20 protein-coding genes are annotated in these 25,700 nt (G+C 51.6%); 8 read left to right on the forward strand and 12 right to left on the reverse strand.

Going from position 1 to position 25,700, the window contains the following annotated elements:
• Positions 1-175: 175 nt before the first annotated feature.
• Both BOC67_RS00770 and BOC67_RS00775 read right to left on the reverse strand, forming a co-directional pair.
• Positions 176-2,569, reverse strand: coding sequence for a glycoside hydrolase family 31 protein (locus tag BOC67_RS00770; RefSeq protein WP_291906271.1), 2,394 nt, complete (start codon positions 2,567-2,569; stop codon positions 176-178).
• A 232-nt stretch (positions 2,570-2,801) separates the two neighbouring features.
• Positions 2,802-3,815, reverse strand: coding sequence for an oxidoreductase (locus BOC67_RS00775; protein WP_291906273.1), 1,014 nt, complete (start codon positions 3,813-3,815; stop codon positions 2,802-2,804).
• Positions 3,816-4,118: 303 nt separating this feature from the next.
• On the opposite strand from BOC67_RS00775, the gene BOC67_RS00780 reads away from it, so the two are divergent.
• Together BOC67_RS00780 and BOC67_RS00785 are read left to right on the forward strand one after the other, a co-directional pair.
• Positions 4,119-7,190: a sensor histidine kinase gene (locus tag BOC67_RS00780; protein ID WP_291906275.1), complete on the forward strand. Its 3,072-nt coding sequence runs from the start codon at positions 4,119-4,121 to the stop codon at positions 7,188-7,190.
• A 46-nt stretch (positions 7,191-7,236) separates the two neighbouring features.
• Entirely contained in the window at positions 7,237-7,905 is a 669-nt protein-coding gene (locus BOC67_RS00785) for a response regulator transcription factor (RefSeq protein WP_083550725.1), read from the forward strand.
• A 277-nt stretch (positions 7,906-8,182) separates the two neighbouring features.
• Here BOC67_RS00785 and BOC67_RS00790 read toward each other — a convergent pair whose 3' ends face one another.
• The gene (locus BOC67_RS00790) at positions 8,183-8,332 is read right to left on the reverse strand and encodes a hypothetical protein (RefSeq protein ID WP_291906280.1); all 150 of its coding nucleotides are present in this window, start codon (positions 8,330-8,332) and stop codon (positions 8,183-8,185) included.
• Between the two features lie 226 nt (positions 8,333-8,558).
• Here BOC67_RS00790 and BOC67_RS00795 point away from each other — a divergent pair, with 226 nt between their 5' ends.
• From BOC67_RS00795 to BOC67_RS00810, 4 genes are read left to right on the forward strand one after another with little or no spacing between them, the layout of a single operon-like run.
• Positions 8,559-10,478 carry a DNA topoisomerase IV subunit B gene (locus BOC67_RS00795; protein WP_291906281.1) on the forward strand — a complete coding sequence of 640 codons (1,920 nt, stop codon included), beginning with the start codon at positions 8,559-8,561 and terminating at the stop codon, positions 10,476-10,478.
• A gap of 12 nt (positions 10,479-10,490) precedes the next feature.
• The gene (locus BOC67_RS00800) at positions 10,491-11,399 is read left to right on the forward strand and encodes a DUF1835 domain-containing protein (protein ID WP_291906283.1); all 909 of its coding nucleotides are present in this window, start codon (positions 10,491-10,493) and stop codon (positions 11,397-11,399) included.
• Positions 11,400-11,419: 20 nt separating this feature from the next.
• The gene (locus BOC67_RS00805; protein ID WP_291906285.1) at positions 11,420-11,824 is read left to right on the forward strand and encodes a hypothetical protein; all 405 of its coding nucleotides are present in this window, start codon (positions 11,420-11,422) and stop codon (positions 11,822-11,824) included.
• 16 nt (positions 11,825-11,840) lie between these two features.
• Positions 11,841-14,375: a DNA gyrase/topoisomerase IV subunit A gene (locus tag BOC67_RS00810; protein WP_291906286.1), complete on the forward strand. Its 2,535-nt coding sequence runs from the start codon at positions 11,841-11,843 to the stop codon at positions 14,373-14,375.
• Positions 14,376-14,524: 149 nt separating this feature from the next.
• Here the strand turns inward: BOC67_RS00810 and BOC67_RS00815 are convergent, their stop codons facing one another.
• From BOC67_RS00815 to BOC67_RS00855, 9 genes are read right to left on the reverse strand one after another with little or no spacing between them, the layout of a single operon-like run.
• On the reverse strand, positions 14,525-15,493 hold the full coding sequence (locus BOC67_RS00815; protein WP_291906288.1) for a hypothetical protein: 969 nt from the start codon (positions 15,491-15,493) through the stop codon (positions 14,525-14,527).
• 26 nt (positions 15,494-15,519) lie between these two features.
• Positions 15,520-16,041, reverse strand: coding sequence for an HAD-IIIA family hydrolase (locus BOC67_RS00820; RefSeq protein ID WP_291906290.1), 522 nt, complete (start codon positions 16,039-16,041; stop codon positions 15,520-15,522).
• Between the two features lie 11 nt (positions 16,042-16,052).
• Entirely contained in the window at positions 16,053-16,754 is a 702-nt protein-coding gene (locus BOC67_RS00825; protein ID WP_291906292.1) for a nucleotidyltransferase family protein, read from the reverse strand.
• The gene (locus BOC67_RS00830; RefSeq protein ID WP_291906294.1) at positions 16,751-17,329 is read right to left on the reverse strand and encodes an SIS domain-containing protein; all 579 of its coding nucleotides are present in this window, start codon (positions 17,327-17,329) and stop codon (positions 16,751-16,753) included. Before BOC67_RS00830 ends, BOC67_RS00825 begins: the two co-directional genes overlap by 4 nt.
• Positions 17,330-17,343: 14 nt before the next feature.
• Positions 17,344-18,366, reverse strand: a complete 1,023-nt coding sequence (locus BOC67_RS00835) for a dehydrogenase (protein ID WP_291906296.1) — start codon at positions 18,364-18,366, stop codon at positions 17,344-17,346.
• Positions 18,367-18,395: 29 nt separating this feature from the next.
• Complete coding sequence (locus BOC67_RS00840; protein ID WP_291906298.1) at positions 18,396-19,541, reverse strand: glycosyltransferase; 1,146 nt, start codon at positions 19,539-19,541, stop codon at positions 18,396-18,398.
• 40 nt (positions 19,542-19,581) lie between these two features.
• Positions 19,582-20,535, reverse strand: coding sequence for a glycosyltransferase family 2 protein (locus tag BOC67_RS00845; protein ID WP_291906300.1), 954 nt, complete (start codon positions 20,533-20,535; stop codon positions 19,582-19,584).
• A 38-nt stretch (positions 20,536-20,573) separates the two neighbouring features.
• The gene (locus BOC67_RS00850) at positions 20,574-21,059 is read right to left on the reverse strand and encodes a DUF4199 domain-containing protein (RefSeq protein WP_291906302.1); all 486 of its coding nucleotides are present in this window, start codon (positions 21,057-21,059) and stop codon (positions 20,574-20,576) included.
• A gap of 34 nt (positions 21,060-21,093) precedes the next feature.
• Positions 21,094-22,356 carry a dihydroorotase family protein gene (locus tag BOC67_RS00855; protein ID WP_291906305.1) on the reverse strand — a complete coding sequence of 421 codons (1,263 nt, stop codon included), beginning with the start codon at positions 22,354-22,356 and terminating at the stop codon, positions 21,094-21,096.
• Positions 22,357-22,519: 163 nt separating this feature from the next.
• Between BOC67_RS00855 and BOC67_RS00860 the strand changes: the two genes are divergently transcribed.
• A complete protein-coding gene (locus BOC67_RS00860; protein WP_291906307.1) occupies positions 22,520-23,467 on the forward strand; it encodes a HEAT repeat domain-containing protein in 948 nt (315 codons plus the stop codon).
• 75 nt (positions 23,468-23,542) lie between these two features.
• Entirely contained in the window at positions 23,543-25,687 is a 2,145-nt protein-coding gene (locus BOC67_RS00865) for a DPP IV N-terminal domain-containing protein (RefSeq protein ID WP_291906308.1), read from the forward strand.
• Positions 25,688-25,700: the final 13 nt, after the last annotated feature.

Genomic DNA, 25,700 nt, shown 5'->3' on the forward strand with positions numbered 1-25,700 from the left:
GGCTCACCCGGAAGGGTGATATTTCTAAAATGAACAAAATGAATAGGTTGTGAGGCTGTTCATTTTGTTCATTGTTGCTGCAGGCTTTGCGAAGATGCTTTGTCCGGTTAATTTTGCGCCAACTAAAGTTGGCATAGGTTAGGACAAAGCACGTTAGATGTCTATCTGGTGTGCCCTATTTTATCACTATCTCTTCGAAGCTTTTATCCGCCACCAGCTCCACTACATTTTCCCCTACGGTATAACTGCCCGTTGCCAGTGGCAGCCCGTCTACGGTCACCGCAGCCGCCTGGAATGGCAGGCCATAGACTTTAATGCGGAAGCGGGTATAACTGGTCTGGTAGTTTTCGTAAAACTGCTTCTTCAGGCGGAACTGTTTGTCGTCCGAATCCTGTTTGAACCGGATGACGTTAAACTGTCCGTTCTTATAGCCGTAGTGATCGCCGGCATCTTCATACAGGGAGCTCTTAACCGGCGTGTTGCCGTAGTAGGCTTCGAGTATGATTTCTTCCAGCTGCTTTTCGCCGGTGTACTGCATTTCAGGATAGAAAGGCACTACGGCGCCCGCTTTTACAAACAGGGGCATCTGGTCCAGCGGGGTGGCTACGGTATGGTGTTCGCCGCCGGCAAGGACTGATTTATCCCAGTAGTTGTACCATTGGCCAACCGGCAGGTACAGGTCTTTTTCCTGCATGCCAGGTTCGTTCACGTAGCTGATCAGCAGGGAATCCCCGAACATAAATTCATGGGAGCAGTTATAGGTATCCGCTTCGCCCTGGGCTACGAATGCCAGCGGCCGCAGCATGGGCGTGCCTTTCTGGGCATATTGCCAGAACGTGGTGTAGAAATAGGGCAGCAGCTGGTAACGGAGGGTAATGAATTTTTTCACGATGGCTTCATACTTTTCTCCGAAGCTCCATGGCTCCTGGTCGAACCCGGTTTCGTTGCTGGCGCTGTGGGTGCGCATGAGCGGGTGGAAGGTGGCCAGTTGAATCCAGCGGGTGTACAGTTCGCCATCCGGCTCGCCGATGAAACCGCCGATATCGCTGCCGCAGAAGGAGAGGCCGGAAACGGCCAGTCGCTGGCATTGCACGGCCGCCAGCCAGAGATGCTCCCAGCTGGATACGTTGTCGCCCGTCCACACGGAGGACCAGCGTTGCGCCCCAGCGTAAGCGGAGCGGGTGATGACGAACGGGCGGTTAGGCATCAGGTAGCGTTTCAGACCTGCGGAGGTAGCCTTGCTCATGAGGTGCCCGTACACGTTATGCGCCTTGCGGTGGCTCACTTCTTCGCCGTCGTAATCGTGGCGCACATCTTCAGGGAAGGTGCCCATTTCAAATACGGCGGGTTCGTTCATATCGTTCCAAACGCCGCGCACGCCGGTTTCAGCGAGTCCTTTGAAGAGGCCCGCCCACCATTCCCGCACTTCCGGGTTGGTGAAATCGGGGAATACGCATTTACCGGGCCATACATCCCCCTCCATGAGCGCGCCGTCGGCGCGTTTGCAGAAGTAGTTGTTTTTCAGGCCATCCTGGTAGATGCTGTATTCCGGGTCCACTTTGATGCCGGGGTCAATGATCACTACTACCTTGAAGCCTTCTGCGGCCAGGTCGCTGATCATTTTTGCCGGATCAGGGAAATATTCTTTATTCCAGGTAAAGCAGCGGAAGCCGTCCATATAGTCGATGTCCAGGTAGATGACATCGCAGGGTATCCGGCGTTTGCGGAATTCCGTTGCAATATCCCGTACTTTTTGCTCGGGGTAGTAGCTCCAGCGGCATTGGTGGTAGCCCAGCGCCCAGATGGGCGGGAGCTCCGGCGTGCCGGTGATGCGGGTGTAGGTTTCGGCTACTTCCATCAGCTCAGGCCCGTAGATGAAGTAGTAGTTCATTTCGCCGCCCCTGGCCCAGAAGCTGCATACGTTTTCCCGTTCCTTTCCGAAGTCGAAAATGGTGCGGAAGGTATTGTCGAAAAACAGCCCGTAGCCGATGCCGTTATGCAACCCGTAGTAGAAGGGGATATTGCGGTAGAGCGGGTCGGTATCTTTCTGGTAGCCATAGGCATCGGTGCCGTAGTTTTCCAGCCGTTTGCCGCGGAGGTTGAGGTCCGTAGGTTTATCTCCCAGGCCGTAAAAGACTTCGTTTTCCTGGATCAGCTTACTGCAATAGACGATCTTACCGCCTTTGAGCAGGTAGTGCTGCCAGTGGAAGCCCATTTCGTCCTGGTTGATGATTTTGCCTTCCAGGTCCGTTATGGTTACGCGCAGGTTATCCCTGGCGATCAGCACTTTAATATAGTTCGTATATATTTCGAAATTTTCTTCGAACTCCCGTATGCCGAAAGCGATCGGAGATTCTTCCAGGGTATCACTGGTGGCATAGGAGAAGTCGCGCTGGAAAGTGCCGTCTGAGGCGTATCTGAACCGGATGATCTTATCGGAGATGACCCTTACTTCCAGGATGGTTTCAGAGGTATAAAAGTAGAAGATGTTACCTTCTTTTTTCCATGACCGGATAGCGTCCGGGTAATGTTTCGCTGAGTATTTGCTCGAGGAGGTTTCAACTTGCATAATCGCTTTTTCTGTGTCAGGCTAATCCCGGCTTTAAGTTACAAAAAAAAGGAGGCGAATGTAAATTTTTACCTGCCTGCCCGTGGGTGTTTACGATCAAAAATATCTGCTTTGCAAAAAAGAGCAAAAAAAGAGATAATATCTTATTAACTTCAAACCAATAAATGTACTTTTTGCTTTAACCTATTCCAGCGGTGCGCCTTTCCAGGAGCACCTTTTTGGTATAAAGCCATTAATTTCCATTCATCACTGCAATTTCTTTGCCTGCGAGGAACACCCGGTTTCCCTGTCGCGCTTTCATGATGGCATTGTAGCCACTGCCGATCTTTTGCCAGGTTTTACCGCCGTCGTAGGAGAGGTAGGTGCCGCTGGTGCCTGTTGATGCCACTGTGTGATTATTTACCCATGTTACGGCGGACTGGTAACCGCCGGGGGGCGCCACAGGGGCCTGCCAGGTTCTGCCGCCATCGCTGGTTACAAAGCAGTTACGTTCCCGCAGGGTATCGTTTTTATAATCGCCACCAACTATGATGCCGTTTTGCTGATCGCGGAAGGCAACGGAGAAGGCGCCGGTGCTGTTCGCTCCCTGTATTAACGGCAATGGGTAAACGCTGCAGTTATTATCCCGGATAACACGGTTGCGGGTACCGTTGTTGAAAAAAATTCTTGAAACGGCGCCGCCGGTTACGAATACGGACCTGCCATCCGGGAGGGCGGCCAGGCTGCTATTGCTGGCGGCAAATACCGCTTCGCCGGGATGTGCCGGGGGCCTGGCTTCCATAGGATCCAGCGCCCAGCTGCGGCCGCCATCGTGGGTACGGAGGATGGTAAAGCGTTCGTTGCCGTCCTTGTCCTTCAGGGGATCGCCTACGGCGATGCCTTCCCGGTTGTCGAGGAATACGAGGCCGTCAAAAAAGATGTCTTTATCGTGGTTGGCGTACACCAGTTTCCAGGACTGCCCGCCGTCCGCAGTGCGGTACAGCAGGGCCGGGCTGCCAATGCTGAGTACTACTGCCTGTAGGCTGTCGAACGCGTAAATGGAACGGAAGTCGCAACTATCGGAGGCGACCTTAAACCATTGCCAGGTTTCACCGCCGTTAGTGCTGCGGCCTACCATACCCTGCGTACCTGATACCCACAGCATTTTATCGGAGAGGGCCTGCAAACCGCGCAGGCTCCGCGATGGCAGGTTGACGGCGAGCGTGCGTACGGGTACGGGCAACTGTGCCCGCGCAGCGGTGAACATCTCTGCAAAAAAAAATAAAAAACAGCAGCGCCGTAAGGCGCGCGCCGCCAGATGATGCCACCGTGGCGTGTTAGAGCGCTGCGCGAAAAAAATGGGCCTGGAAACCGGCATAAGTTATAATATTTATTCCCAATTGGTTAAGCGGCAAGAAAATTACAAAATTGCTTTAAAGTGTGGATCAGATTTATATATTTGCATTAAAGCCTAAAGCTGCTCACTGTCATTAACACTAAGACCATCGTGCATTTACTGCCTAAATTAAAAATACTCGTCCTGCTGTGCCTGTGTCTGTTAGGGAGTCGAATGCTCCGTTCCCAGGATAAGCCGTATATTTTTGATGGTTATAGCGTAAATGAAGGGCTCTCACAGAGTTCCGTATCCGACATCTGCCAGGATGACCAGGGTTTCATGTGGTTCGCCACCCGCGATGGTATCAATCGATTCGACGGATATATTTTCAACGAATACCGGTATAAACCCAATACCCAGATAAGGCCGGGCGACGGCAAAGGGGAACTGGTGCCCCGCACCATCACCGGCAACCGCGCCGTGATCAACCGTTTTGACCTGAGCGGTTATAAAGGCTATTCCTTTTTTAAAGACAGTCGCAACCGCCTGTTGCTCACCCATAACAATGGCGTGAGCGTGTACGATAAGTACCGTAACCGTTTCCGGGAAGTCTTCCCGGATAGCGTGAAAGCCAATGTGAATACGGCGGAGCGGGACGCGCCCTACAAATTCAGAATCCTGGGGGAAGATACGGCCAGCCGTACCATCTGGATCTGGCGGCCGATGAAAGGGATTTACGTGGTGGACAGGGATTCCTTCCGGACCAGGCGTATGATCGCCTACCCGCGGCAGTTTCAGCAGGCGGGCGTGGTGCCGGGCGTAGCCTATAAAGACGGCGACCTCGTGTGGATGAATCACCAGCCGGGAGAGATGCTGGCGCTGAATATCCGCACCCTGCAACTGCAGATTTTCTGTTTGCCGGGCGTGGGTAAAAATCCTGTGATACGCCGGCTGAACCAGGATTCCCTGATTATTGTGAGCGCGGGGCATATTACCATCTTCAACAAAAAAAGAAATAAGTTCAGCGACCTGCCGTACGATGTACGCAATGAACACAACCAGCCTTTTGCGCCCAGGGTGGTGGAGCTGGATCATGACGGCAATGCGTGGATTGGCGGGTCGGACGGGGTATTGATCTACAGTATTGCGCGCAATGAAATTATCCGGCATATTGTGAGTTTCAATACGTTTGAAACGCATTCCTTCAACGATGTGACTTTCCTGTACCGCGACGCGTCCGACAATATGTGGGTAGGCACCGATGGGGACGGGATTAAAAAATATTCGCCGCATAAAAAAGTATTCAACCTTTACCGTTCGCCCTACATTACGCATAACATGGTGATGTCCGTGTACAAGCACGACGATGGCCGGTTGTATGTAGGGTTATTGCGGGACGGACTGAATGTCTATGAAGAAGGCGGCCGGTTCCTGGAACGTTTTTCCAACGAGCTGTACCCGGGAAAGTTCCCCGGGAGCGATCTGGCGGCCATCTGCCGGGAGGACTATGAACATATCTGGCTGCATTTCATGGGGATGCATATAGGCCTGTTCAATGTGATTACCAAATCCTTTACGGACCTGACGGCGCAGGTGCGCAAGCTGGGGCTGCCGGAGGATCCGCAGCATTTTCCTTTCCTCTTCAAGCGGCCCAACGGCGAAGTGTATTTCAACTACGGGCATTACCTGCTGATGTTTACGAACGAGGGCATGGGGTATAAAGTGAGTATGGTGCACGACTTTGGCGATGAAACGCTGACGACCTATTGTGAAGATATGATGGGGAACCAGTATGCCGGTACGAAGTCGTCCCTGTTTGTGCGCCATGCGGGGAGCAGCCGCTGGAACAAGGTGATTTTCCCGGAAGGGATGATGGTAAAGTCCATCAACAAAAACTCCCACAGGCAGGTGTTGGTAGCCGGCACGAAAGGGCTGTTTGTGTTGAACGAGCAGGATCAGATTGTGCAGCACTTCAACAGTTATGATAACCCGAAGCTGATCAATGATTATTTATACGGGGTGTTGCTGGATGATAAGGATAAGATATGGGTGAGCCATAACAAAGGGCTGTCGCAGATCAACATGGTCACCAACGAGATTACGAGTTTTAATCATGAAGACGGGCTGCAGTCCAACGAATTCAACACCGGGGCATTTTACAAATCCGTGGACGGGGAATTATTCTTCGGCGGTATCCGCGGGGTAAATGGTTTCTATCCAAAAAATTTCCGGAACAATCCTTATTATCCGAAGGTGGTAATACGGCGGATGGAAGTGCTGGATAAGCCTTATGAATCGGATACGGTGGTATCCCTGCTGAAAAGAGTGGAGTTGCCTTACAACCAGAATACGATTGCGTTGGAGTTTGTGCCGCTGGAATATACGAATCCGACTAAGAACAGGATACAGTACAAGCTGGAAGGAGCGGATGAAGACTGGGTGGATGGCGGTACCTTCCGTATGGCGCGTTACACGAACCTGCATCCGGGAAAATATACGTTTAAGGTAAGGGCTTCCAATAACGACGATATCTGGAACAGCACGCCGACGACGCTGGAAATCCTCATCAGGATTCCTTTCTGGCAGTCGCTCTGGTTCCGGTTCCTGTTATTGTTGCTGTTGCTGGGCATCGCCTATTACTTCTCCACGTTGTATCTGGATTACAAGATACGGCATGAGAAGCTGAAGCTGGAAAAAGAGCAGGCGGTGGACCAGGAGCGGGCCCGTATCAGCAGCGATATGCATGACGACCTGGGATCGGGTTTATCTACGATCCGGTTGCTGAGCGAGATTGCGAAGCGGAAGATACAGGACACGAATCAAACCCGGGAGATAGAGCGGATTTCGGAGACGGCGGGGGAGATGGTGGACAAGATGAGCGAGATTATCTGGGCGATGAATTCTTCCAATGACTCTTTAGCGAATCTGATTGCATATATGCGTAGTTTTGCGGCCGACTTTTTGGAACATGCGCATATCACACATCAGTTCTACATACCTGATACGATTCCCAATATAAAACTGAGCGGCGGCACGAGGAGGAACATTTATCTTGCCGTGAAGGAATCGCTGCACAACGTAGTAAAACATGCCAAAGCGAGCGAAGTAATCATTGAAGTGAAAATGAATAACCGGAACATGACCATTATGATAAAAGACAACGGTAAAGGGTTTGACCAGGAGAAGGTGCGACTTTTCGGGAATGGCCTGAAAAACATCCAGAAGCGGATGGTAGCAGTGGGTGGTAATGCAGATATTACCTCCGATAACGGTACAATAGTTTTTCTCGATATCCCACTAAATTAACATACATTTGTTAGCAGTAACATCTAAGTGTTATAATTACTAAAACATGACGGTATACTCAAAAAAGAAGTCCCAGGATAACATGGATATCATCTCTATTGCGATAGTAGAGGACAACCATGATATTCGCACGGCTATGGAATTGCTGATTAATGGTTCTGACGGATATGCCTGTGTTGGCACTTTCAATAATGCAGAAACCGCAGTGGAACAGATCCCTCACTTACTTCCCAATGTGGTACTGATGGATTTCAATTTGCCCGGAGGCATGAATGGTATTGAATGTATTGCACGTTTGAAGGCAGAGTACCAGGACATGCAGTTTATGATGCTCACGGTTTATGAAGATGACGACAAGATTTTCAATGCGTTGGAAGCGGGCGCCAGTGGTTATATCCTGAAGAAGACGTCCCCGGGGGAATTGCTGGAAGCCATCCGCGACCTGCATGAGGGCGGCAGCCCGATGAGTTCGCAGATTGCGAGGAGGGTGGTAGCGTTTTTCCAGAAGCAGGCCAAACCGAACCCGGCGCTGGAAGCGTTGACGACGCGTGAGAAGGAGATCCTGGACCAGTTGTCGAAAGGCTTCCTGTACAAGGAGATTGCCAGCAATTTATTCATCAGCATAGAAACGGTGCGCCGCCACGTGCATAATATCTACGAGAAGTTACACGTGCGCAGCAGAACAGATGCTGTTAACAAATATTATAACCGTTAAGGGCGGAAAGTAAAAACAAAAGAGGCTGTCTCAATCACATGAAACAGCCTCTTTTTATTGTGGTAACCTCAGCTTCTCACCCCTTTACGCAGGAGGTGAGCAGTTAAAACGATTGTAGCGATCAACAGACATGCTAGTCTGAACAGTAAACCGGTTTTCATAGGAATAGGGATTATCAATGACGTAATCTGCTATTGCCTGGCTGAAAGTCCTGTGCTGAAACTATTGTATTAGTGCCGGATGTGCTATGTAATCTGAAAATATATTATATTGAAAATTAACGCATCATCTGCCAGGAGTCGAACTTCCGGATCAGACGGAGAAATTTGTTACCGACGTTGTTTTCCTGTTCCCTGCGGATATAGCGCGTGGCGACGAAAGCGGCGGCAATCATTAAAAGGGAGATGACAAGGCATAGTGTTTTCATAAGGACATAGGTTAGGATTTCAAAAATAGGTGTCTTTTGTAAATATAGTGAAAAAGTTAATATAAATACGAAATGCATGTATTTTTTTATTTATCTATCTTATACTTGGGTTGATTCACTGAAACCATTATTTTTGCCCATAATCCGGTTTTGCTAAAAGTTTTAGTATAGCAGGCGCCGGAAACTGGAAAAAAACATCATAAGTATTTAGGAAACTTTAATATATATGGCTAATACGGAGAAAACGGATAAAAAGGATCTATTTGCTTCCTATACGGAAGACTCCATCAGGTCGCTGGACTGGCGGGAGCATATCCGGCTCAGGCCAGGTATGTACATAGGTAAGTTGGGAGACGGTTCCAGTGCAGATGATGGTATTTACATCCTGCTGAAGGAGGTAACGGACAACTGTATCGATGAGCATACCATGGGTTTTGGTAAGCAGATAGATATTAAGGTAACGGAGCATACGGTAACCGTGAGGGATTACGGCCGCGGTATTCCGCTGGGTAAAGTGGTGGACGTGGTCAGTAAGATCAACACGGGTGCTAAATATGATAGCAAAGCCTTTCAGAAGTCGGTGGGTTTGAACGGTGTGGGTACGAAGGCGGTGAATGCGCTTTCCAGTTACTTCCGTGTACAGTCCGTACGGGACGGCCGGATGAAAGTGGCGGAGTTTGAGCGTGGCGTGCTGGTGAAGGAGCACAAGGAAACTGCAACCAACGAGGAAAACGGCACATTGGTGACGTTTTCGCCGGATGATACTGTATTCAAGAACTTCCGTTATATCCCTGAGTTCCTCGAAAACCAGATCTGGAACTATTGCTTCCTGAATGCGGGTTTAACGATCAACTTCAACGGGAAAAAATACCTCTCCAAGAACGGTTTGCTGGATTTGCTGCAACGCAAAACCAACGAGGAGGAGCTGCGCTACCCGATCATTCACCTGAAAGGGGAGGATATCGAGGTGGCCATCACCCATGAGAATCAATACGGGGAGGAATATTACTCTTTCGTAAACGGTCAGCATACGACCCAGGGCGGTACGCACCTCGGGGCTTTCCGCGAGGCGTTTGTAAAAACCGTACGTGATTTTTATAAGAAAGATTACGACGCGACCGATATCAGGGCTTCCATTTGTGCGGCGATTTCCGTACGGGTGCAGGAGCCGGTATTTGAATCCCAGACGAAAACGAAACTGGGCTCCCTGACGGTATATGAAGGCGGGCCTTCCATGAAGGCGTTTGTGCTGGATTTCCTTTCCAAACACCTGGACGACTTCCTGCACCGTAACCCGGCCGTAGCCGATGCGATGAAGAAACGCATTGAGCAGAGCGAGCGGGAACGCAAGGAGCTGGCTGGCGTGAAGAAGCTGGCGAACGAGCGGGCGAAAAAAGCGAACCTGCACAACCGCAAGCTGCGGGATTGCCGCATTCATATGAACGAGGAATACACCGGGAAGGACAAGGCGGAGAACGAAGCCCGCAAGCTGGATACCACCATCTTTATTACGGAGGGCGACTCAGCGAGCGGCTCCATCACCAAATCCCGCAACGTGGAAACGCAGGCCGTGTTCAGCTTACGCGGTAAGCCGCTGAACAGCTTTGGCCTCACCAAGAAGATTGTGTATGAAAACGAGGAGTTTAACCTCCTGCAACATGCGCTCAATATTGAAGAAGGGCTGGAAGGCTTACGGTACAACAACATCGTGGTAGCCACCGATGCCGACGTGGACGGGATGCACATCCGCCTGCTGATACTGACCTTCTTCCTGCAGTTCTTCCCTGACCTGGTGAAGAACGGGCACGTATATATCCTGGAAACGCCGCTGTTCCGCGTGCGTAACAAACAGGAAACTATTTACTGCTACAGCGAGGAAGAGAAGCAGAAGGCAGTGAGGAAGCTGGGCGGCAAGCCGGAGATCACCCGCTTTAAAGGACTGGGAGAGATATCGCCGGAGGAGTTCGGCCGCTTCATTGGGGAAGATATGCGCATAGAGCCCATCATCCTCTCCAAGGACGTACATATCCAGAAGCTGCTGGAATACTACATGGGTAAGAACACCCAGGCGCGCCAGGAATTTATTATCAATAACCTGCGCTACGAAAAGGACCTGATTGAAGAAGAACAAGCTACTGTTAAGTAATAAAGTAACTGTATGAGCTTAAAGCATATCGTGTTTGGCGAACCGGCGGCAGCAGTGCTTACGGAAGCCATAGGGATGGACGAGAAGATGCAGGGGGAGGTACTTTCCTTTGAGGATGACTTGTCCGTAGGCCCGCTGTTCATACTGGATACCAAGGAAGGCCAGGCGGGCCGCCAGCAATGGTGGCAGCAAATGCAGGGTGCAACGCCTGCACCGGCGCCGGCCACGGCGGATATGTTTGAGGAAGCAGCCACGCCCGAACCGGCGCCAGAGCCGGTACTGGAACACTCCCCGGACGAAGCCCGGTTCCTGGCGCTGAAAGCGCAGCTGAAGGAAGATCCGGAGCTGGAAGTATGGATATGGGCAGGGCAGAACGCCAGGGATGTGACCGGGTATTACTGGCTGGTCAGCAAGTTGTACGACTTTGCCGGCCGCATACACATCATCTACCTCAACAACCTGCCTTTCCTGAACGAAAAAGGCGCCGTGTTTTATCCTACGCACCTGCACCAGATACTACCCAAAGAATTCCTGAAAGCGAAGAAGCTGGCCCGCCCTATATCCCTGGCGGAGTATGAGCTGGATGGGGATGAGTGGCATCGCATGATGAATGAGAATGCCGGCATCCGCTTGCTGGAAGGCGGCAAGAAGCTGAAAGGCGAGCCTGCTACGTTCTATGATAAGGACCTGCTGCAACAGGCGGGGAAAGACTTTATCAAGGCATGGCGTGTAGCCGGGCAGGTTACCGGTAAGCTGAAATACCCGGTGATGGACCAGTTCCTCGCATGGCGGCTCAAAGAGCTGGTGAAGGAAGGGAAGCTGGAGAGCAGGGGAGAGTTGAAGACGCTGCGGGATTTTGAAGTAAAACAGCCAGGCGGAGAGCCGGCGGCAGCCGAGGCTGCGCCCGCGGTGGAAGCCTGAGGATAAAAGATACATGAACTATGATCAAGGTAACGCCGATAGCCCAGCAAGAGGAAGATGAAAGAGGAAGTAATTACATGTGGAACTGCCAGCGCACGGGCGATTTTATGCTCTGCTACCGGCATGCCGGCAGCAGCAGCGGTCAGCATTACCACGAAGGTCATAGCGATAATAAAAACCCGGAGGTCATGTACCTGTTCAGCGGAAAGGCTGAGTTGCACTGGTGCCCGCTGGGGGGTAACGAAATAGCGGTTACCGAAATTAATGCGCCCGCAAGGGTGGAAGTACCAGTGATGGTTTGGCATCAGCTGATCGCCGTGACCGATTGCTGCTTCATAGAACTGAACTCCATGGATGATGTGCGTAAAGACAGCGTCCGCATCTGGAGGGAGGATTTTGAAAAAATGATCAACGAAAAATCGTAAGTGTTTATACATGGATATGGAAAATCAAACATCAGACGAATCTCTGCATAATGTCACGCATGTAGGCGGCATGTATGAGAGCTGGTTCCTGGATTATGCTTCTTACGTAATCCTGGAGCGCGCGGTTCCCAGCATTGAAGATGGGTTAAAACCCGTTCAGCGCCGTATCCTGCACGCCATGAAGGAAATGGATGACGGCCGCTTCAACAAGGTGGCTAACGTGATCGGGCAAACGATGCAGTATCACCCCCATGGCGATGCTTCTATCAGTGACGCCATCGTGAACCTCGGCCAGAAAGACCTGCTCATCGATACCCAGGGTAACTGGGGCGACGTCAGGACCGGCGACGATGCCGCAGCCGCGAGGTACATCGAGGCGCGCCTTTCTAAATTTGCACTGGATGTAGCGTTCAACGCGAAGACGACCGCCTGGCAGCTCAGCTACGACGGCCGTAAGAACGAGCCGCTGGCGCTGCCCATGAAATTCCCGCTGCTGCTGGCACAGGGCGCGGAAGGTATCGCCGTAGGCCTCTCTACTAAAATATTACCTCACAACTTTTGTGAACTCATAGACGCAGCCATCAAATCCCTCAAAGGCAAGAAATTCGAACTCTACCCGGATTTTGCCACGGGCGGTATGGTGGACGTAGCCAACTACAACGATGGTAAACGCGGCGGTAAGGTAAGGGTACGCGCGCATATCGAAGAGCGCGATAAAAAGACACTGGTGATCAGGGACGTGCCTTATGGCATCACCACCACCCAGCTGATGGAATCTATCGTAAAAGCAAACGACAGCGGCAAAATCAAGATCCGCAAAGTGGTGGATAATACCGCCAAGGACGTGGAAATTGAAGTACACCTGGCTCCCGGCATTTCCCCGGATATTACGATAGACGCCCTGTACGCCTTTACCGATTGCGAGATTTCCATCTCTCCCAATGCCTGCGTTATCGTAAACGATAAACCGCAGTTCCTCTCCGCTTCAGACCTGCTGCGCTCTTCCGTGGATTACACCAAGGACCTGCTACGCCAGGAGCTGGAAATCAAACTGAGCGAACTCGAGGATAAATGGCATTATACCTCTCTCGAAAAAATCTTCTTCGAAAAAGGTATCTATAAGGAGCTGGAACAGAAGCATAAGGACTGGGAAGCGGTGCTCACCGCCATCGACAAGGCTTTTGCGCCGTACAAGAAAAACCTGAAACGCCCTATCCTGCGCGAAGATATCGTTAAACTAACGGAGAAGCCTGTACGCAGAATCTACCGCCTGGATATCAATGAACTCAACGAGCAGATAAAAGGTATTGAAGCGGATATCAAACAGGTGAAACATGACCTCGCCAACCTGACCGACTTCGCCATCGCCTACTACGAAGGGCTTCTGAAGAAGTACGGCAAAGGCAGGGAGCGGAATACGGAGATCAAAACCTTCGACACCATCCAGGTGCAGCAGGTGGCCATCGCCAATACCAAACTCTATGTAAACCGCGCGGATGGCTTCATCGGTACTTCCCTGAAGAAAGATGAATTTGTGGCCGACTGCTCCGACCTCGATAATATCATCGTTTTCCGCCGCGACGGTAAGATGCTGGTTACGAAAGTGGCCGACAAAACCTTCGTGGGTAAGGATATCATCCACGTGGATGTATTCCGCAAAAACGATGAACGTACTACCTACAACATGATCTACGTGGAAGGTAAAACCGGCGTGAGCTACGCGAAACGCTTCAACGTTACAGGCGTTACCAGGGATAAGGAGTACGACCTCGCGCATAAGGGAGAGAAAAACTCCAAAGTGCACTACTTCAGCGCCAACCCTAACGGGGAAGCGGAAGTGGTGACCATCAAACTGAGCCCGAACTGCTCCGCCCGCAACAAGGAATTTGACCTGTACTTTGAAACCATCGCGATCAAAGGCCGTAACTCCATGGGTAACCAGGTGACGAAATACCCGATCCGCAGCGTGAAGTTCAAGGAGAAAGGCGTGTCTACCCTCGCGGGCCAGAAGATCTGGTTTGATCCGGAAACAGGAAGGCTGAACACCGAGGAAAGAGGCGTGTACATCGGCAGTTTTGAAGGAGAAGATAAGATCTTCGCGGCCTTTAAAAATGGTACCTACGAGCTGACCAACTACGACCTGACGAACCGTTACGAATCCAACGATATCGTGTATATCGAGAAGTTCAACCCGGACAAGGTGGTGACCGCCATCTACTACGATGCGGACAAAAAGCAGTTTAACGTAAAACGTTTCCGCGTGGAAACGCAGACGCTGAATAATAAATTCCTTTTCATCAAAGAAGGCGCCGGCAACTACCTGGAAATGGTGACCACCCATACCCAACCGGTGGTGCTGCTGAAAACCGGTAAGAAGAGGAGTCCGGAAGAGGAGGAAATCAACCTGGCCGAGTTTATTGAAGTTACCGGCTGGAAGGCAGTAGGTACGAGGATTGCAGGCGATGACCTGATCAGTGCGGAATTACTGTCGGAGGATGAGGACCCGAGCCCGGAAGATGATAATACGGGAACGCAGGGAGAGTTGTTTTAAGAGATTTTTGTGAAAGGTATAAAGAAGGCCGTCGTTGCAGGTGCAGCGGCGGCCTTTGAATTTTTTCGGGGGTGGTGAGTAGGTATTTTAGGCGGTTGAATTGCCGGCAGATTGCTGTCTATTGCTGCAGGAGGCGCCGTTATGCACCCTTATTGCTTTTTCGTTCCCTTCGCTCCCTGTTCATTCAAATAATCATCCACGCTCTTCGGATTGGTCATACTCTTCTTCTTCACGTCCAGCGGCTGTGGCACCGGCGCGCCTTTACCCAGCGGAATGGCGTCGTTGAAGACTTTTTCCACGTGCAGCCATTTGCCGGCAGTCCATTTAAAGCCTTCATAATCCATGTCGGATACAAGGGTGAATTTCTTTTCCGGCTCATTGCTTTCGGATACCAGGTGATCGAAGATGATCATGTCCGCATCCTTATTGTAATTGAGGCTGATGCTGCTTTCCTTTTTGTATTCCAGGATAAACCTGTTACGGGAGGGCTTTTTCACACTGTCGGCCGTAAAGGTGAAATACGGGCCGCCAAATACCGGCTGGCCGTTCTTAAAGGTCAGCATTTCCACGATCTTCTTCTGGCTGCGTGGGTTATTGGCGTCCCAGCCGAAGAGGGTATAAAACTCCTGGTTGAAATAGTGGCGTTGTTCGATGTTGTAATACAGGCAGCCGTACCAGTATTTATTATCGGCAATGGTATCGGTGTTGGCCATATAATCGCTGGCATCGAAGAGGGGGAACAGTTTCAGCGAACCGTCCGGCGTATTCATCTGGATGGCGCCAAAATGCCGGTAGAAACCATTTTCATGCTCCAGGGCCCAGGTAAATATGCGGAAGGTGCTATCCTTCGGGTACTGGATGGAAACGGTTTTGAGCGAATCAAACCGGAATTTGAAAGAGTACTTGTTTTTGAGCGCTCTGACCAGGGCGGGGATGAAGGCATCGCAGGCTTGTTGCCGGCCTTCATCGCCACGGCCGGCGAAAATATCCTTGCTGAGTTGCTGCAGGGTGTCCTGGTATTTGAGCAGGCTGGCCCTGGAAGCGGCGTCAGGTTGCTGCGCAGTGGCGGAGAGGCCGGCGCTGATAAGCAGGATGGATATTACTAATTTTTTTACCATATCTATAATACGGTTGTAAGGTCGAATTATTGTATCGTGGCGGCATATTCCATCAAACTGCCGTACCGTTCATCGATGAGCGGGTGGGGCAGGGTGATTTCCGGGTGGGTAGAGGCAATGAAAATGGTTTTCATGCCCAGGTTGCGGCCAAATTGCATATCGCTCAGGGTGTTGCCCACCATGACGGCTGCTTGGAAGTCAATTTCCGGGAAATCCTGTTTTGCCTGCAGGGCCATGCCGTTTTGCGGTTTGCGGCAGGGGGAGCTGTTGTCCACGTCCGGGCAGTAGTAGATCTTGTCGATACGGCCGTTATGCGTATGGATGTCTTGCAGCATGCGGGCGTGGATGGCCTCCAATCCTTCCGGAGTAAGGAGGCCCCGGCCGATGCAGCGCTGATTGGTAACGATGACGATGCGTTGAAAGGCCTGGCTCAGCAGGGGCAGCGCCTGCAGGACGCCGTTGCTGAATCGGAACATATCCCAGCTTAGCACATATCCATCTTTAATCTCGTCGTTGATGACGCCGTCTCTGTCCAGGAATAATGTCATTAAAGCTAACGTTAAAGGTTATACGGTAAATAGTTGGAGGCGGCTTCATAGTCTTCCGGGATACCGATGTCAATGAAGTAGGTATCGCTCACAAAGCCATAGAGCTGGCCACTGGCGGCCATTGGCTCCAATACTTCTTTTTCAAATGAAAATTTTTGGGGGAGATGTAAGCCCCGCAGATACGAGGCCGCGGTAAGGTACACGCCCCCGTTGATCAGGCCGGCATCCATATACTGCTTTTCCCGGAACGCCGTTATAGAGTGGCGGCTGTTGAGGGTAACGGTACCGTAGCGGTCAAACTGCCGCATGGGTTTAAGCGCCAGCGAGAGTTGGCTCTGCTGCTGTTGATGGAAAGCGTGGAAATCCCGCAGGGATACATCAAAATAGGTATCTCCGTTTACGATGAACACCCCGTCGTTCTCTACTTTCTCCAACGCATATACGATGCCGCCGCCGGTGCCCAGGGGTTCCGGCTCTACGGTAAAGGATACACGCAGGGGGAGTTCGTTTTGCTCACACCATGCGATCACCTGTTCGGATTTATACCCGAGGGAGAGGATGGCATGGGTAATACCCTGTTTATGGAGGTATAGGAGCAGGTAGTAAAGGAAAGGCTGTTCGCCGATGGGCGCCATGCACTTGGGCTTATCGGCCACTACGCTGCGCAGGCGGGTGCCGAGGCCGCCCGCCAGTACGATACATTCAGTTGTCATCCCGGGAAGAGGTTGTTTTCTACTATTTCGCAGATGATGTGTCCTACGGTGATGTGCGCTTCCTGTATGCGCGGCGTATCGGTGGAGGGCATGTTCAGCAGGTAATCGCTGCCGGCGGCCATTTTTCCACCGGTCTGGCCGGTCATGCTCACCACGGTCATCCCTTGTTCCTTCGCCACTTTCATGGCTTCGAGGATGTTGGCGGAATTACCGGAGGTGGAAATGCCGATGAGCACATCTCCCGGGCGGCCGATGCCGCGGAGGATGCGGGCATATACCTGGTCGTAGCCATAGTCGTTGCCTACGGCGGTCATATAGGAGCTGTTGCAGTGGAGGGCCTCTGCATACAGCGGCGTACGGTCTTTATAGAAGCGGCCGGAGAATTCCGCGGCCAGGTGTTGCGCATCGGCGGCGCTGCCACCGTTGCCGCAAAAGAGGACTTTATGATCTTCCTGCAAACTTTTGGTGATAACGGCTGCTACTTCGCCGATGGCGTTGAGCAGGGTTTCGTCCCTGAGGATGGCTTCCTTTACGGCAATGCTTGCCTGCAGTCTGTTCGCTATTGCTTGCTTCATCAGATAAAGTTAAGTTAGATACTCCAGGTTTGAACACCGTTGTTGGTAAAATGATAGCGTTTTACATCGCCGCCAAATTTGCTGAGCGCGTCCACTACGGCGAAGCGGGTGTTTTTAGGGCAGTAGAAGATCATAAATCCGCCACCGCCTGCGCCGGATATTTTACCGCCGCTTGCGCCGGCTTTGCGGGCCGCTTCGTAGATCTCGTCCAGCTGAGGGTTGGAGATGCCTTTAGCCATGCGCTTTTTCTGTTCAAAGCCATAGTCGAGGATTTCGCCGATCTTATCGATGGTGCCGCGCAGCAGGGCTTCCTTCATCATCACCGCCTGTTCTTTCAGGTGGTGCATGGCGGCGATGGAGTCGTCGTTCTTATCCGTAACATTTTTCTGCTGTTCGGAGATAATGCTGGAGGAGAGGCGACTCGTAGAGGTATAAAAAAGTACGAGGTTATTTTCCAGTTCATGGAGGTACACGTCTTTAATACGGAGCGGGTTTACGATCACTTTATCGCCTGCGTAAAACTCCATGAAGTTGACGCCGCCGAAGGTGGCCGCGTACTGATCCTGCTTACCGCCTGCCTGTTGCAGGTCTTCCCGTTCTATGGAGTAAGCCAGGTGTGCCAGGTCGTATTCCCCCAGGGGGAGTTTGAGCCATTCGGCGAAAGCGCCCACCACGCCTACCACGAGGGTGGAAGAGGTGCCCAGGCCGGAGCCGGGAGGCGCGTCCACATAGGTGGTGAGGCGAAACCCGGAAGGGAAAGCGCCATAGTCTTTATAGATACGGTTCACTACTCCTTTGAGGATATCCAGCTTACCGTCTAACGGTAAGGGGTACACGGCGTCGTAGGAGAGGGATTCCCGCCTGTCGGCCGATTCAAATATCACTTTGTTTGCTGTCAGTGGCTCTATAGCGGCACGGGCATATAAAGATATGGTGGCATTGAGGATAGCGCCGCCGTATAAGTCCGAATAAGGACTTACATCGGTGCCGCCACCGGCGAGGCCTATACGCAGAGGAGCTTTACTTCTGTAAATCACGCCTTTTAGCTGGTTTAGATGTTTGTTGTTTAGGAAATGTTATCCGCTAATTTATGAATTTCTGCGGCCAGGCGGCTCCAGGAATATTTTAATTTTTCCTGTTGGAGTGCGGCCACCATATCGGCTTCGCGGTTTTCGACGAAATATTTTTCGATGGCCGTGGCGATGCTTTGCGGGTCCGGTTCCGCCTGGAATCCTACGACGCCGTCCGGCACCATTTCCGTGAGTCCGCCTACGTTGGTGACTACCATTGGCTTGTCGAAGTGGTAGGCGATCTGTGAAATACCGCTCTGGGTGGCGCTTTTATAAGGCTGCACCACCAGGTCCGCCGCGCAGAAATAATTTTTCACCGCATCGTTGGGGATGAAGTTTGTATGCATCAGCACGCGGTCGCCCAGGTGCAGTTCCTCCAGCAGTTGCTGATACGGCGCGGCATCCTCATAAAACTCCCCGGCCACGATGGCGTGTACACCGAGTTGTTTCAACGGCTCGTCCGCCATGGCTTTGAGCAGGAGGTCCAGCCCCTTATAGGCGCGGATAAAGCCGAAGAAGAGAATATATTTCTTCCCTGGTTGCAGCCCGAGGTTAGCCCTGGCGGCCTCTTTGGAGATATGTTCCCCGTAGTTGTCGTATATCGGGTGGGGGATGAGGGATACAGGTTTGTTGGGTTCAAACACGCGGAGGTCGTTGAGTACGGATTGACTCATGGCGATAAACGCATCCACGGGTTTGAGGAAGTATTTCGTAAAGGGTACATCTCCCGGCCTTTTTTCGTGGGGTACCACGTTATCGAGGATGGAGATGACTTTGGTGCGCTTGTTTTTTCCCAGTCGCAGCAGGGTGCCGAATGCAGGCCCCATGATAGGGAGCCAGAACTTGATGATAATCAGGTCCGGCTTCATTTTGCGGATGCTGCGGCCTACTTTGATCCAGTTCAGCGGGTTCACGGAGTTGACGAGCCTTTTGATCCGCAGGTGAGCGGGCGCCGGATCGGTAGAATACTGGCTTTTGCCGGGGAAGAGGAATTCCGGGTATTGCACCGTGAAGGTGAAGATTTCCACGTCATGGTTTTCGCGTTGGAGTTCTTCCGCCAGCCGTTCATTATAAGCAGCCAGCCCACCCCGGAAGGGGTAGGCTGTGCCGATGATAAGTATTTTCTTTTGTTGAGCCATCATTTGAAGTTGTCGCTGTAACCCGCGGGGCGGGGCAGAGGCATTATTGAGCGTTATCCATTCTTGCTTCCACCAGGTAGCTGTTCCTTTCGGTGGCGTTCCTGGTCACCAGTTCGCCGATGAAGCCGGTGAGGAAGAGTTGGGAACCTATGATCATCGCCAGCAGGGCGAGGAAGAAGATAGGCCGGTCCGTCATGTTGTATTTATCATAGAAAATTTTGGCAAGGCTCAGGTATCCTGCGATCACGAAACCGATGAGGAAGAAGAGCGTGCCCAGTGCGCCGAAGAAGTGCATAGGGCGTTTGCCGAATTTGCCGATAAACATGATGGTGGCAAGGTCGAGGAAGCCGTTGATGAAGCGTTCCAGTCCGAACTTGCTGGTACCGTATTTACGGGCGCGGTGTTCCACTACTTTTTCGCCGATGTTACGGAAGCCGTTCCATTTGGCGATTACGGGAATATAGCGGTGCATTTCGCCGTAAACTTCTATGGATTTCACCACCTTTCTGCGGTAGGATTTGAGGCCGCAGTTCATGTCGTGCAGCTTCACGCCGCTCATGCGGGTGGTGGTGTAGTTGTACAATTTGGAAGGAAGGTTTTTGGTAAACGCGTTATCGTACCGTTTTTTCTTCCATCCGCTCACGAGGTCGTATCCATCTTCCACGATCATGCGGTAGAGTTCCGGGATTTCGTCCGGACTGTCCTGCAGGTCCGCGTCCATGGTAATGACCACTTCGCCCTTCGCGGCGGCGAAGCCTTCGTTGAGGGCGGCGGATTTACCGTAGTTCCTTTGGAATTTGATGCCTTTGATATGCGGGTTTTCAGCGCCGAGTTGCTGGATGACCTGCCAGGAGTTGTCGGTGCTGCCATCGTCGACCATCCACACTTCATAGGTGAATTTGTGTTCACGCATGACGCGATCGATCCAGGCGGCCAGCTCTGGCAGTGATTCTTCTTCGTTTTTTAAAGGAACGATTACGGATATGTTTAAACTCATCTATTGTTGTCTCCTTATGAATGTATAAGCGTCGCTGACTATTTTTTGGCTTTAGGTGCAACGGCGGCGCCGATCAGGGAGGCTACCAGGCCAAATATCAAACTGCCGATGATAACTCCGCTGAATGTAAGTACCCAAAAGCTTTTATCGGTTTTTTCGATGATGCCGTCAATCTGTTCCGCCGTCATCTTTCCGTCTGCTTCCATCTGGGCCCTTGCGGCTTCCAGCCCTTGTTCCTTGATGTCGGGGAAAATCAGGATGAAGATGACAGTAAGCACCAGGCCTATTACGGTAATTACAGCGGTAGTTTTGAAGCCATTGGCAAAAATGTTGCCGAATGTCTGTCCGGGATTAGTTTTCCCGTAGTTGATGCAGGAAAGGATCACCGCAATCATGAGGATCGCCAGGCTCAAAAATCCTGTCCATCTCTCCTGGTTCAATTTGGTAAAATAGAATACCAGGGACAGTACAAACTGGATCAATGCGGCGGTAACGCCGTACGCAATATGGTTTTTGTTTGACATAGCAACAAATTTATGAGATGTAGGAATAAATGACTTAGTGTTTTGCTACCTGCCCATTGTTAACAACAGCTACGGGTTTTCCTTTCAGGGCAGCACCAATATACGCCGAATTTTTGGACTTGGAGGCAATATCGGCCTCGGTGAAAGTCCAGTGCTGATCCGGGTTGAAAACAGTCAGTTCCGCTACAGCGCCCACTTCGATGGCCGGCTGCTGGAGGCCGAAAATTTTGCGGGGATTGTCCGTCAGCATGGCCAGCAACTGTTCCAGTGGCACTTCCGGCAGGTATTTGCGGAGTACCCCGAAGGTGCTTTCCAGGCCGATCATTCCATTCTTTGCATATTCAAACTCGAGTATTTTGGCATCCCAGTCCTGCGGGAGGTGATGGGTGGCAAAGCAATCGATCACACCGTCTTTCACGGCCTGCTGCAGGGCCTTTACATCTTCGGCGCTGCGCAGGGGCGGATTTACTTTCAGGCTGGTATCGTAGTTGATCAGCGCTGCATCCGTCAGGGAGAGGTGGTAAGGCGTTACCGAGCAGGTAACCTTCACGCCCTGCGCTTTGGCAGCGGCGATCAGCTCCACAGCTTTGCGGGTGGTTACCCCGGTGATGTGGAGGCGGGAGTCCGTATATTTAGCCAGTTCGATATCGCGCTGGATGATCAGTTCCTCTGCGATGGCCGGTTTGCCGGGCATGCCCAGCTGGGTACTGTAGATGCCTTCGTTCATGAGGCCATGGGCGGAAATGCTCTGATCGTCCGGCAGCTGGATGAAGGTACCGTCAAATGCTTTGATGTATTGGAGGGCTTTGAGCAGCAGTCCGGGCGACTGTACCGGTTTCCAGCCATCGGAGAAGGCTACTGCGCCTGCCTGCCGCATTTCGTACATTTCAGCGAGGCCGGCGCCTTCCAGGTTTTTGGTGGCGGCGCCGATCGGTAAAACGTTTACCACATGCTGGCGGGACCTGCTGAGCACATATTCGATTTGGGCTTTGGTATGGAGTGCCGGCTGGGTGTTAGGTACTACCATGACGCTGGTATAACCCCCTTTGGCGGCCGCCTGGATACCAGAGCTGAGGTCTTCCTTGTATTCCTGGCCCGGGTCGCAGAAATGGGAGAAAATATCCATCCAGCCGGCGGAAACATGCAGGTTGTCCCCCGAGATGACGGTGGCATGCTCATCTTCCAGGTGATCTGCGATCTGCTGGATAACACCGTTATGAATGGAAATGTCTTTTTGCTGCCCGTTGAAAGGAGAGGAAGGCGCTGAAATCTTTACGTTTTTGAGTAATATGTGCATCTGTACGTTCTGTTCTTATATATCGAAACCGATCCAAAAATACAGCAGCAAATGTAATATAAAACTGTTAATCGGAGAGGGATTAACTAACAATTAAGCTGGTACAGCCATGTTGGTATGGTTATTGGAAATGCAGGGGTAGCAGATCAAAAAACCACTAGCAATGGATTACTTAAATAACCTCATCAACCGGATATGCGACCGCTCAGATCAGCTTCATGATACGCAAACGATCAGCTGGCAGGCCCTCCGCGAGGCGGAACAACTGGCCAACCATGCCTATATTCCCACCCTCTACACTTATATAGACCAGGAAACAGACAAGGAAAAAAGAAGGGCTGCGCTTTATATCATCGCGCAACTTTCCCGCAATACAAATGATCCGGAAGTGATCCGCTTCCTGATCGACCGGCTTAAGTTTGAACAGGACGCAGATATGATCACCGGCATCCAGCAGGACCTGGAACGGGGATTGCCTATTCCGTCGTACATCAACGTGCAGCCCCTGCTGAATAATACCCTTTCCGCCAATCCAAATATCAGGCGTTCAGCCCTGCTGGCCCTGAAAGGCACCAAGAATCCCCAGGTGGAAGATTGGGTATTGCAGATATTGCAACGTACTGTTAATGAATATGATATATATTATATAACCGTTCTCCTCAGTAAAATTGCCACCCGCAAGAGCCTTCCTGCCCTGAAACGCTTGCTGGACCACTCCCGGCAGGACGTTCGCAGCCTCGCCTTTACGACCATCGCTGATATAGAGCGGGAGCGCGAGGTGATGTTCTATGCGCGTTGCCTCATGCGCGGGCAACTGAAATTCGAGGCCATGGAGGCAATTTATAAGTATGCGGATGAAAATGCCATCCAGGCGGTCATCAACCGTATCACGGAATTACTATCCCGGAAAAGAACCCAGGCGCCCCACCTCAACCTCGACAGCTTTAAGAACGGGTTTACGGACCTGATGCTGGGCATGGAGTTTCTCTGGAAATTCAGGACTGCCAAAGCAGAGGTTAAAAAAACCTTCTCCTGGATCGCCGAAAAGAAAGCGGAATACCTGCTGCCCGAAGAAAGGGAATGGATGCAGCGCAACCTGGCGATCAGCTGATAATTTGCGGATTACACACCTGATTTGGTTACATTCGCATCCTAAAAAGTTATAAGGATGAAAAAAATGTTCCTTGTGCTTTTGACTGGATGTGTGATGAGCACCATGCAGCATGCCTATGCACAGCAACGCCTCTACACCATGTCGGAAGCCACCAACGGACTTCGGATGGAACTCGCTCCTGAGCGCGTAAAAATGTTTGAATGGATTCCCGGAGAAGATGCCTACACCAGAGCAATTACTGAAAATGGGAATGTAGCCTGGGTGAAATACACCTTACCTCAACTGAAAGCAGATACCCTGCTTACCACCGCGTCCCTGAATACACAACTTTTTGCCGCCAAGCCTTTACGCGGCATCCCGGCGATGCACTGGATCAACAACACCAGCGCCTGGTTTTCCATCGGCAGCCAACTGTTTACCGTCACTCTTGAAAATGGCAAATGGACCGCCGCACGCTGGTGTGAACTGCCGGAAGATGCAGAAAATATAACCGTTAACGTGAAGAGCCGGCAGATTGCCTGGACAGTAGCGAACAATCTCTACCTGCGTACTCCGGATGGCGCGATCCATACCGTTACCAACGATGCGGACGTCAATATCGTTAACGGTAAATCCGTCCATCGCGATGAATTTGGGATTAACGGGGGCATATTCTTTTCCCCCGATGGAAACCAACTCGCTTTCTATCGTATGGACCAGCGGATGGTGAATGATTACCCGATCATCGACTGGTCAGTAGTACCTGCCAAATCCAACCTGATCAAATACCCGATGGCTGGCGGTAAATCCCACGAGGTAACCCTGGGCGTTTATCAGCCATCCACCAAAAAGACCGTATTCATGAAGACCGGGCTGCCGGCAGATCATTACCTGACCTGCGTGACATGGGCGCCCGATCAGCAATCCGTATATATCGCGATTTTAAACAGGGAACAAAATCACCTCTGGCTGAATCAGTACAGCGCCGCTACCGGCGACCTGCAAAAGACCCTCTTCGAGGAACAGGACAGTAAGTATGTTCACCCTGAGCATGCGCTTTCCTTCGTGCCTGGTAAAAACGATCAGTTTATCTGGTATTCGGACCGTGACGGATACCGGCATTTATATCTCTACAACACCAACGGCCAGCTGATCAGGCAACTGACCAAGGGCAACTGGGTGGTGAACGATATTATTGGTTATCATCCCGGCGCCGGCGAAGTGATTTTTACCGCTGCCAAGGAAAGCCCGATGGAAAAACACCTGTACGCGGCCAGCCTGAAAAACGGGGCGCTGCGCCGGCTGGATGATGCGGCGGGCTGGCATGAAGGCCAGGTAAGCAGCAACGGCAACTACGTGCTGGACGCTTACAGTTCCGCTACCGTGCCTGCGGTAACACAGGTGCTGGGCGTTACATCCAAATTCCGTCAAACCCTGGTGCAGAGCGCCGATCCGCTGAAAGCATTCAAGCGCCCGGAAATCCGGAATGTGACGCTGAAGGCGGACGATGGCACGCCGTTGTACGGTAAGCTGATCCTGCCGGTGGACTTCGACTCCACCCGTAAATACCCTGCCATCGTGTACCTCTACAACGGGCCTAATGTGCAGCTGATCAAAAACACCTATCCTGCCAGCGGCAACCTCTGGTACGAGTATATGGCGCAACATGGTTACGTGGTATTCAGCATGGATGGCCGTGGTAGCCTGAACCGCGGAATGGCCTTTGAACAGGCTACTTTCCGCCGGCTGGGTACCGTGGAAATGAATGACCAGTTACAGGGCGTGGCCTACCTGAAATCGCTCCCCTACGTGAATGCCGATAAAATGGGCGTACACGGCTGGAGCTTCGGCGGCTTCATGACCACTTCGCTGATGCTGCGTCATCCGGAGGTATTCAAGGCGGCGGTTGCCGGCGGGCCGGTAATTGATTGGAGTATGTACGAAGTAATGTACACGGAGCGGTATATGGATACGCCGCAGGAAAACCCGCAGGGCTATGCGGACAATAACCTGCTGACCAAGACCAAAAACCTGAAAGGCCACCTGATGCTCATTCATGGCACTAACGACGATGTGGTGGTATGGCAGCATTCCATCAACTTCCTGAAAGCTTGTGTGGATACACAAACCCAGGTGGATTATTTCGTGTATCCGGGACATTTACACAATGTGCTGGGGAAAGACAGGGTGCACCTGATGCAGAAAATCACTGATTACTTTGATCAGTACCTGAAATAATATTACTGCCAGT

This window comes from Chitinophaga sp. CB10, assembly GCA_001870995.2.
Taxonomy (GTDB): Bacteria; Bacteroidota; Bacteroidia; order Chitinophagales; family Chitinophagaceae; genus Chitinophaga.

What these genes read in the sequence shown, in the direction of transcription:
- BOC67_RS00820 (WP_291906290.1), bottom strand. Translation starts at nt 16,041, where the DNA reads ATGACATTATTCCTGGACAGAGACGGCGTCATCAACGACGAGATTAAA.
- BOC67_RS00845 (WP_291906300.1), bottom strand. Translation starts at nt 20,535, where the DNA reads ATGAGTTTAAACATATCCGTAATCGTTCCTTTAAAAAACGAAGAAGAA.
- BOC67_RS00805 (WP_291906285.1), top strand. Translation starts at nt 11,420, where the DNA reads ATGATCAAGGTAACGCCGATAGCCCAGCAAGAGGAAGATGAAAGAGGA.
- BOC67_RS00770 (WP_291906271.1), bottom strand. Translation starts at nt 2,569, where the DNA reads ATGCAAGTTGAAACCTCCTCGAGCAAATACTCAGCGAAACATTACCCG.
- BOC67_RS00815 (WP_291906288.1), bottom strand. Translation starts at nt 15,493, where the DNA reads ATGGTAAAAAAATTAGTAATATCCATCCTGCTTATCAGCGCCGGCCTC.
- BOC67_RS00810 (WP_291906286.1), top strand. Translation starts at nt 11,841, where the DNA reads ATGGAAAATCAAACATCAGACGAATCTCTGCATAATGTCACGCATGTA.
- BOC67_RS00790 (WP_291906280.1), bottom strand. Translation starts at nt 8,332, where the DNA reads ATGAAAACACTATGCCTTGTCATCTCCCTTTTAATGATTGCCGCCGCT.
- BOC67_RS00830 (WP_291906294.1), bottom strand. Translation starts at nt 17,329, where the DNA reads ATGAAGCAAGCAATAGCGAACAGACTGCAGGCAAGCATTGCCGTAAAG.
- BOC67_RS00855 (WP_291906305.1), bottom strand. Translation starts at nt 22,356, where the DNA reads ATGCACATATTACTCAAAAACGTAAAGATTTCAGCGCCTTCCTCTCCT.
- BOC67_RS00860 (WP_291906307.1), top strand. Translation starts at nt 22,520, where the DNA reads ATGGATTACTTAAATAACCTCATCAACCGGATATGCGACCGCTCAGAT.
- BOC67_RS00825 (WP_291906292.1), bottom strand. Translation starts at nt 16,754, where the DNA reads ATGACAACTGAATGTATCGTACTGGCGGGCGGCCTCGGCACCCGCCTG.
- BOC67_RS00840 (WP_291906298.1), bottom strand. Translation starts at nt 19,541, where the DNA reads ATGATGGCTCAACAAAAGAAAATACTTATCATCGGCACAGCCTACCCC.
- BOC67_RS00775 (WP_291906273.1), bottom strand. Translation starts at nt 3,815, where the DNA reads ATGTTCACCGCTGCGCGGGCACAGTTGCCCGTACCCGTACGCACGCTC.
- BOC67_RS00850 (WP_291906302.1), bottom strand. Translation starts at nt 21,059, where the DNA reads ATGTCAAACAAAAACCATATTGCGTACGGCGTTACCGCCGCATTGATC.
- BOC67_RS00780 (WP_291906275.1), top strand. Translation starts at nt 4,119, where the DNA reads ATGCTCCGTTCCCAGGATAAGCCGTATATTTTTGATGGTTATAGCGTA.
- BOC67_RS00785 (WP_083550725.1), top strand. Translation starts at nt 7,237, where the DNA reads ATGACGGTATACTCAAAAAAGAAGTCCCAGGATAACATGGATATCATC.
- BOC67_RS00795 (WP_291906281.1), top strand. Translation starts at nt 8,559, where the DNA reads ATGGCTAATACGGAGAAAACGGATAAAAAGGATCTATTTGCTTCCTAT.
- BOC67_RS00800 (WP_291906283.1), top strand. Translation starts at nt 10,491, where the DNA reads ATGAGCTTAAAGCATATCGTGTTTGGCGAACCGGCGGCAGCAGTGCTT.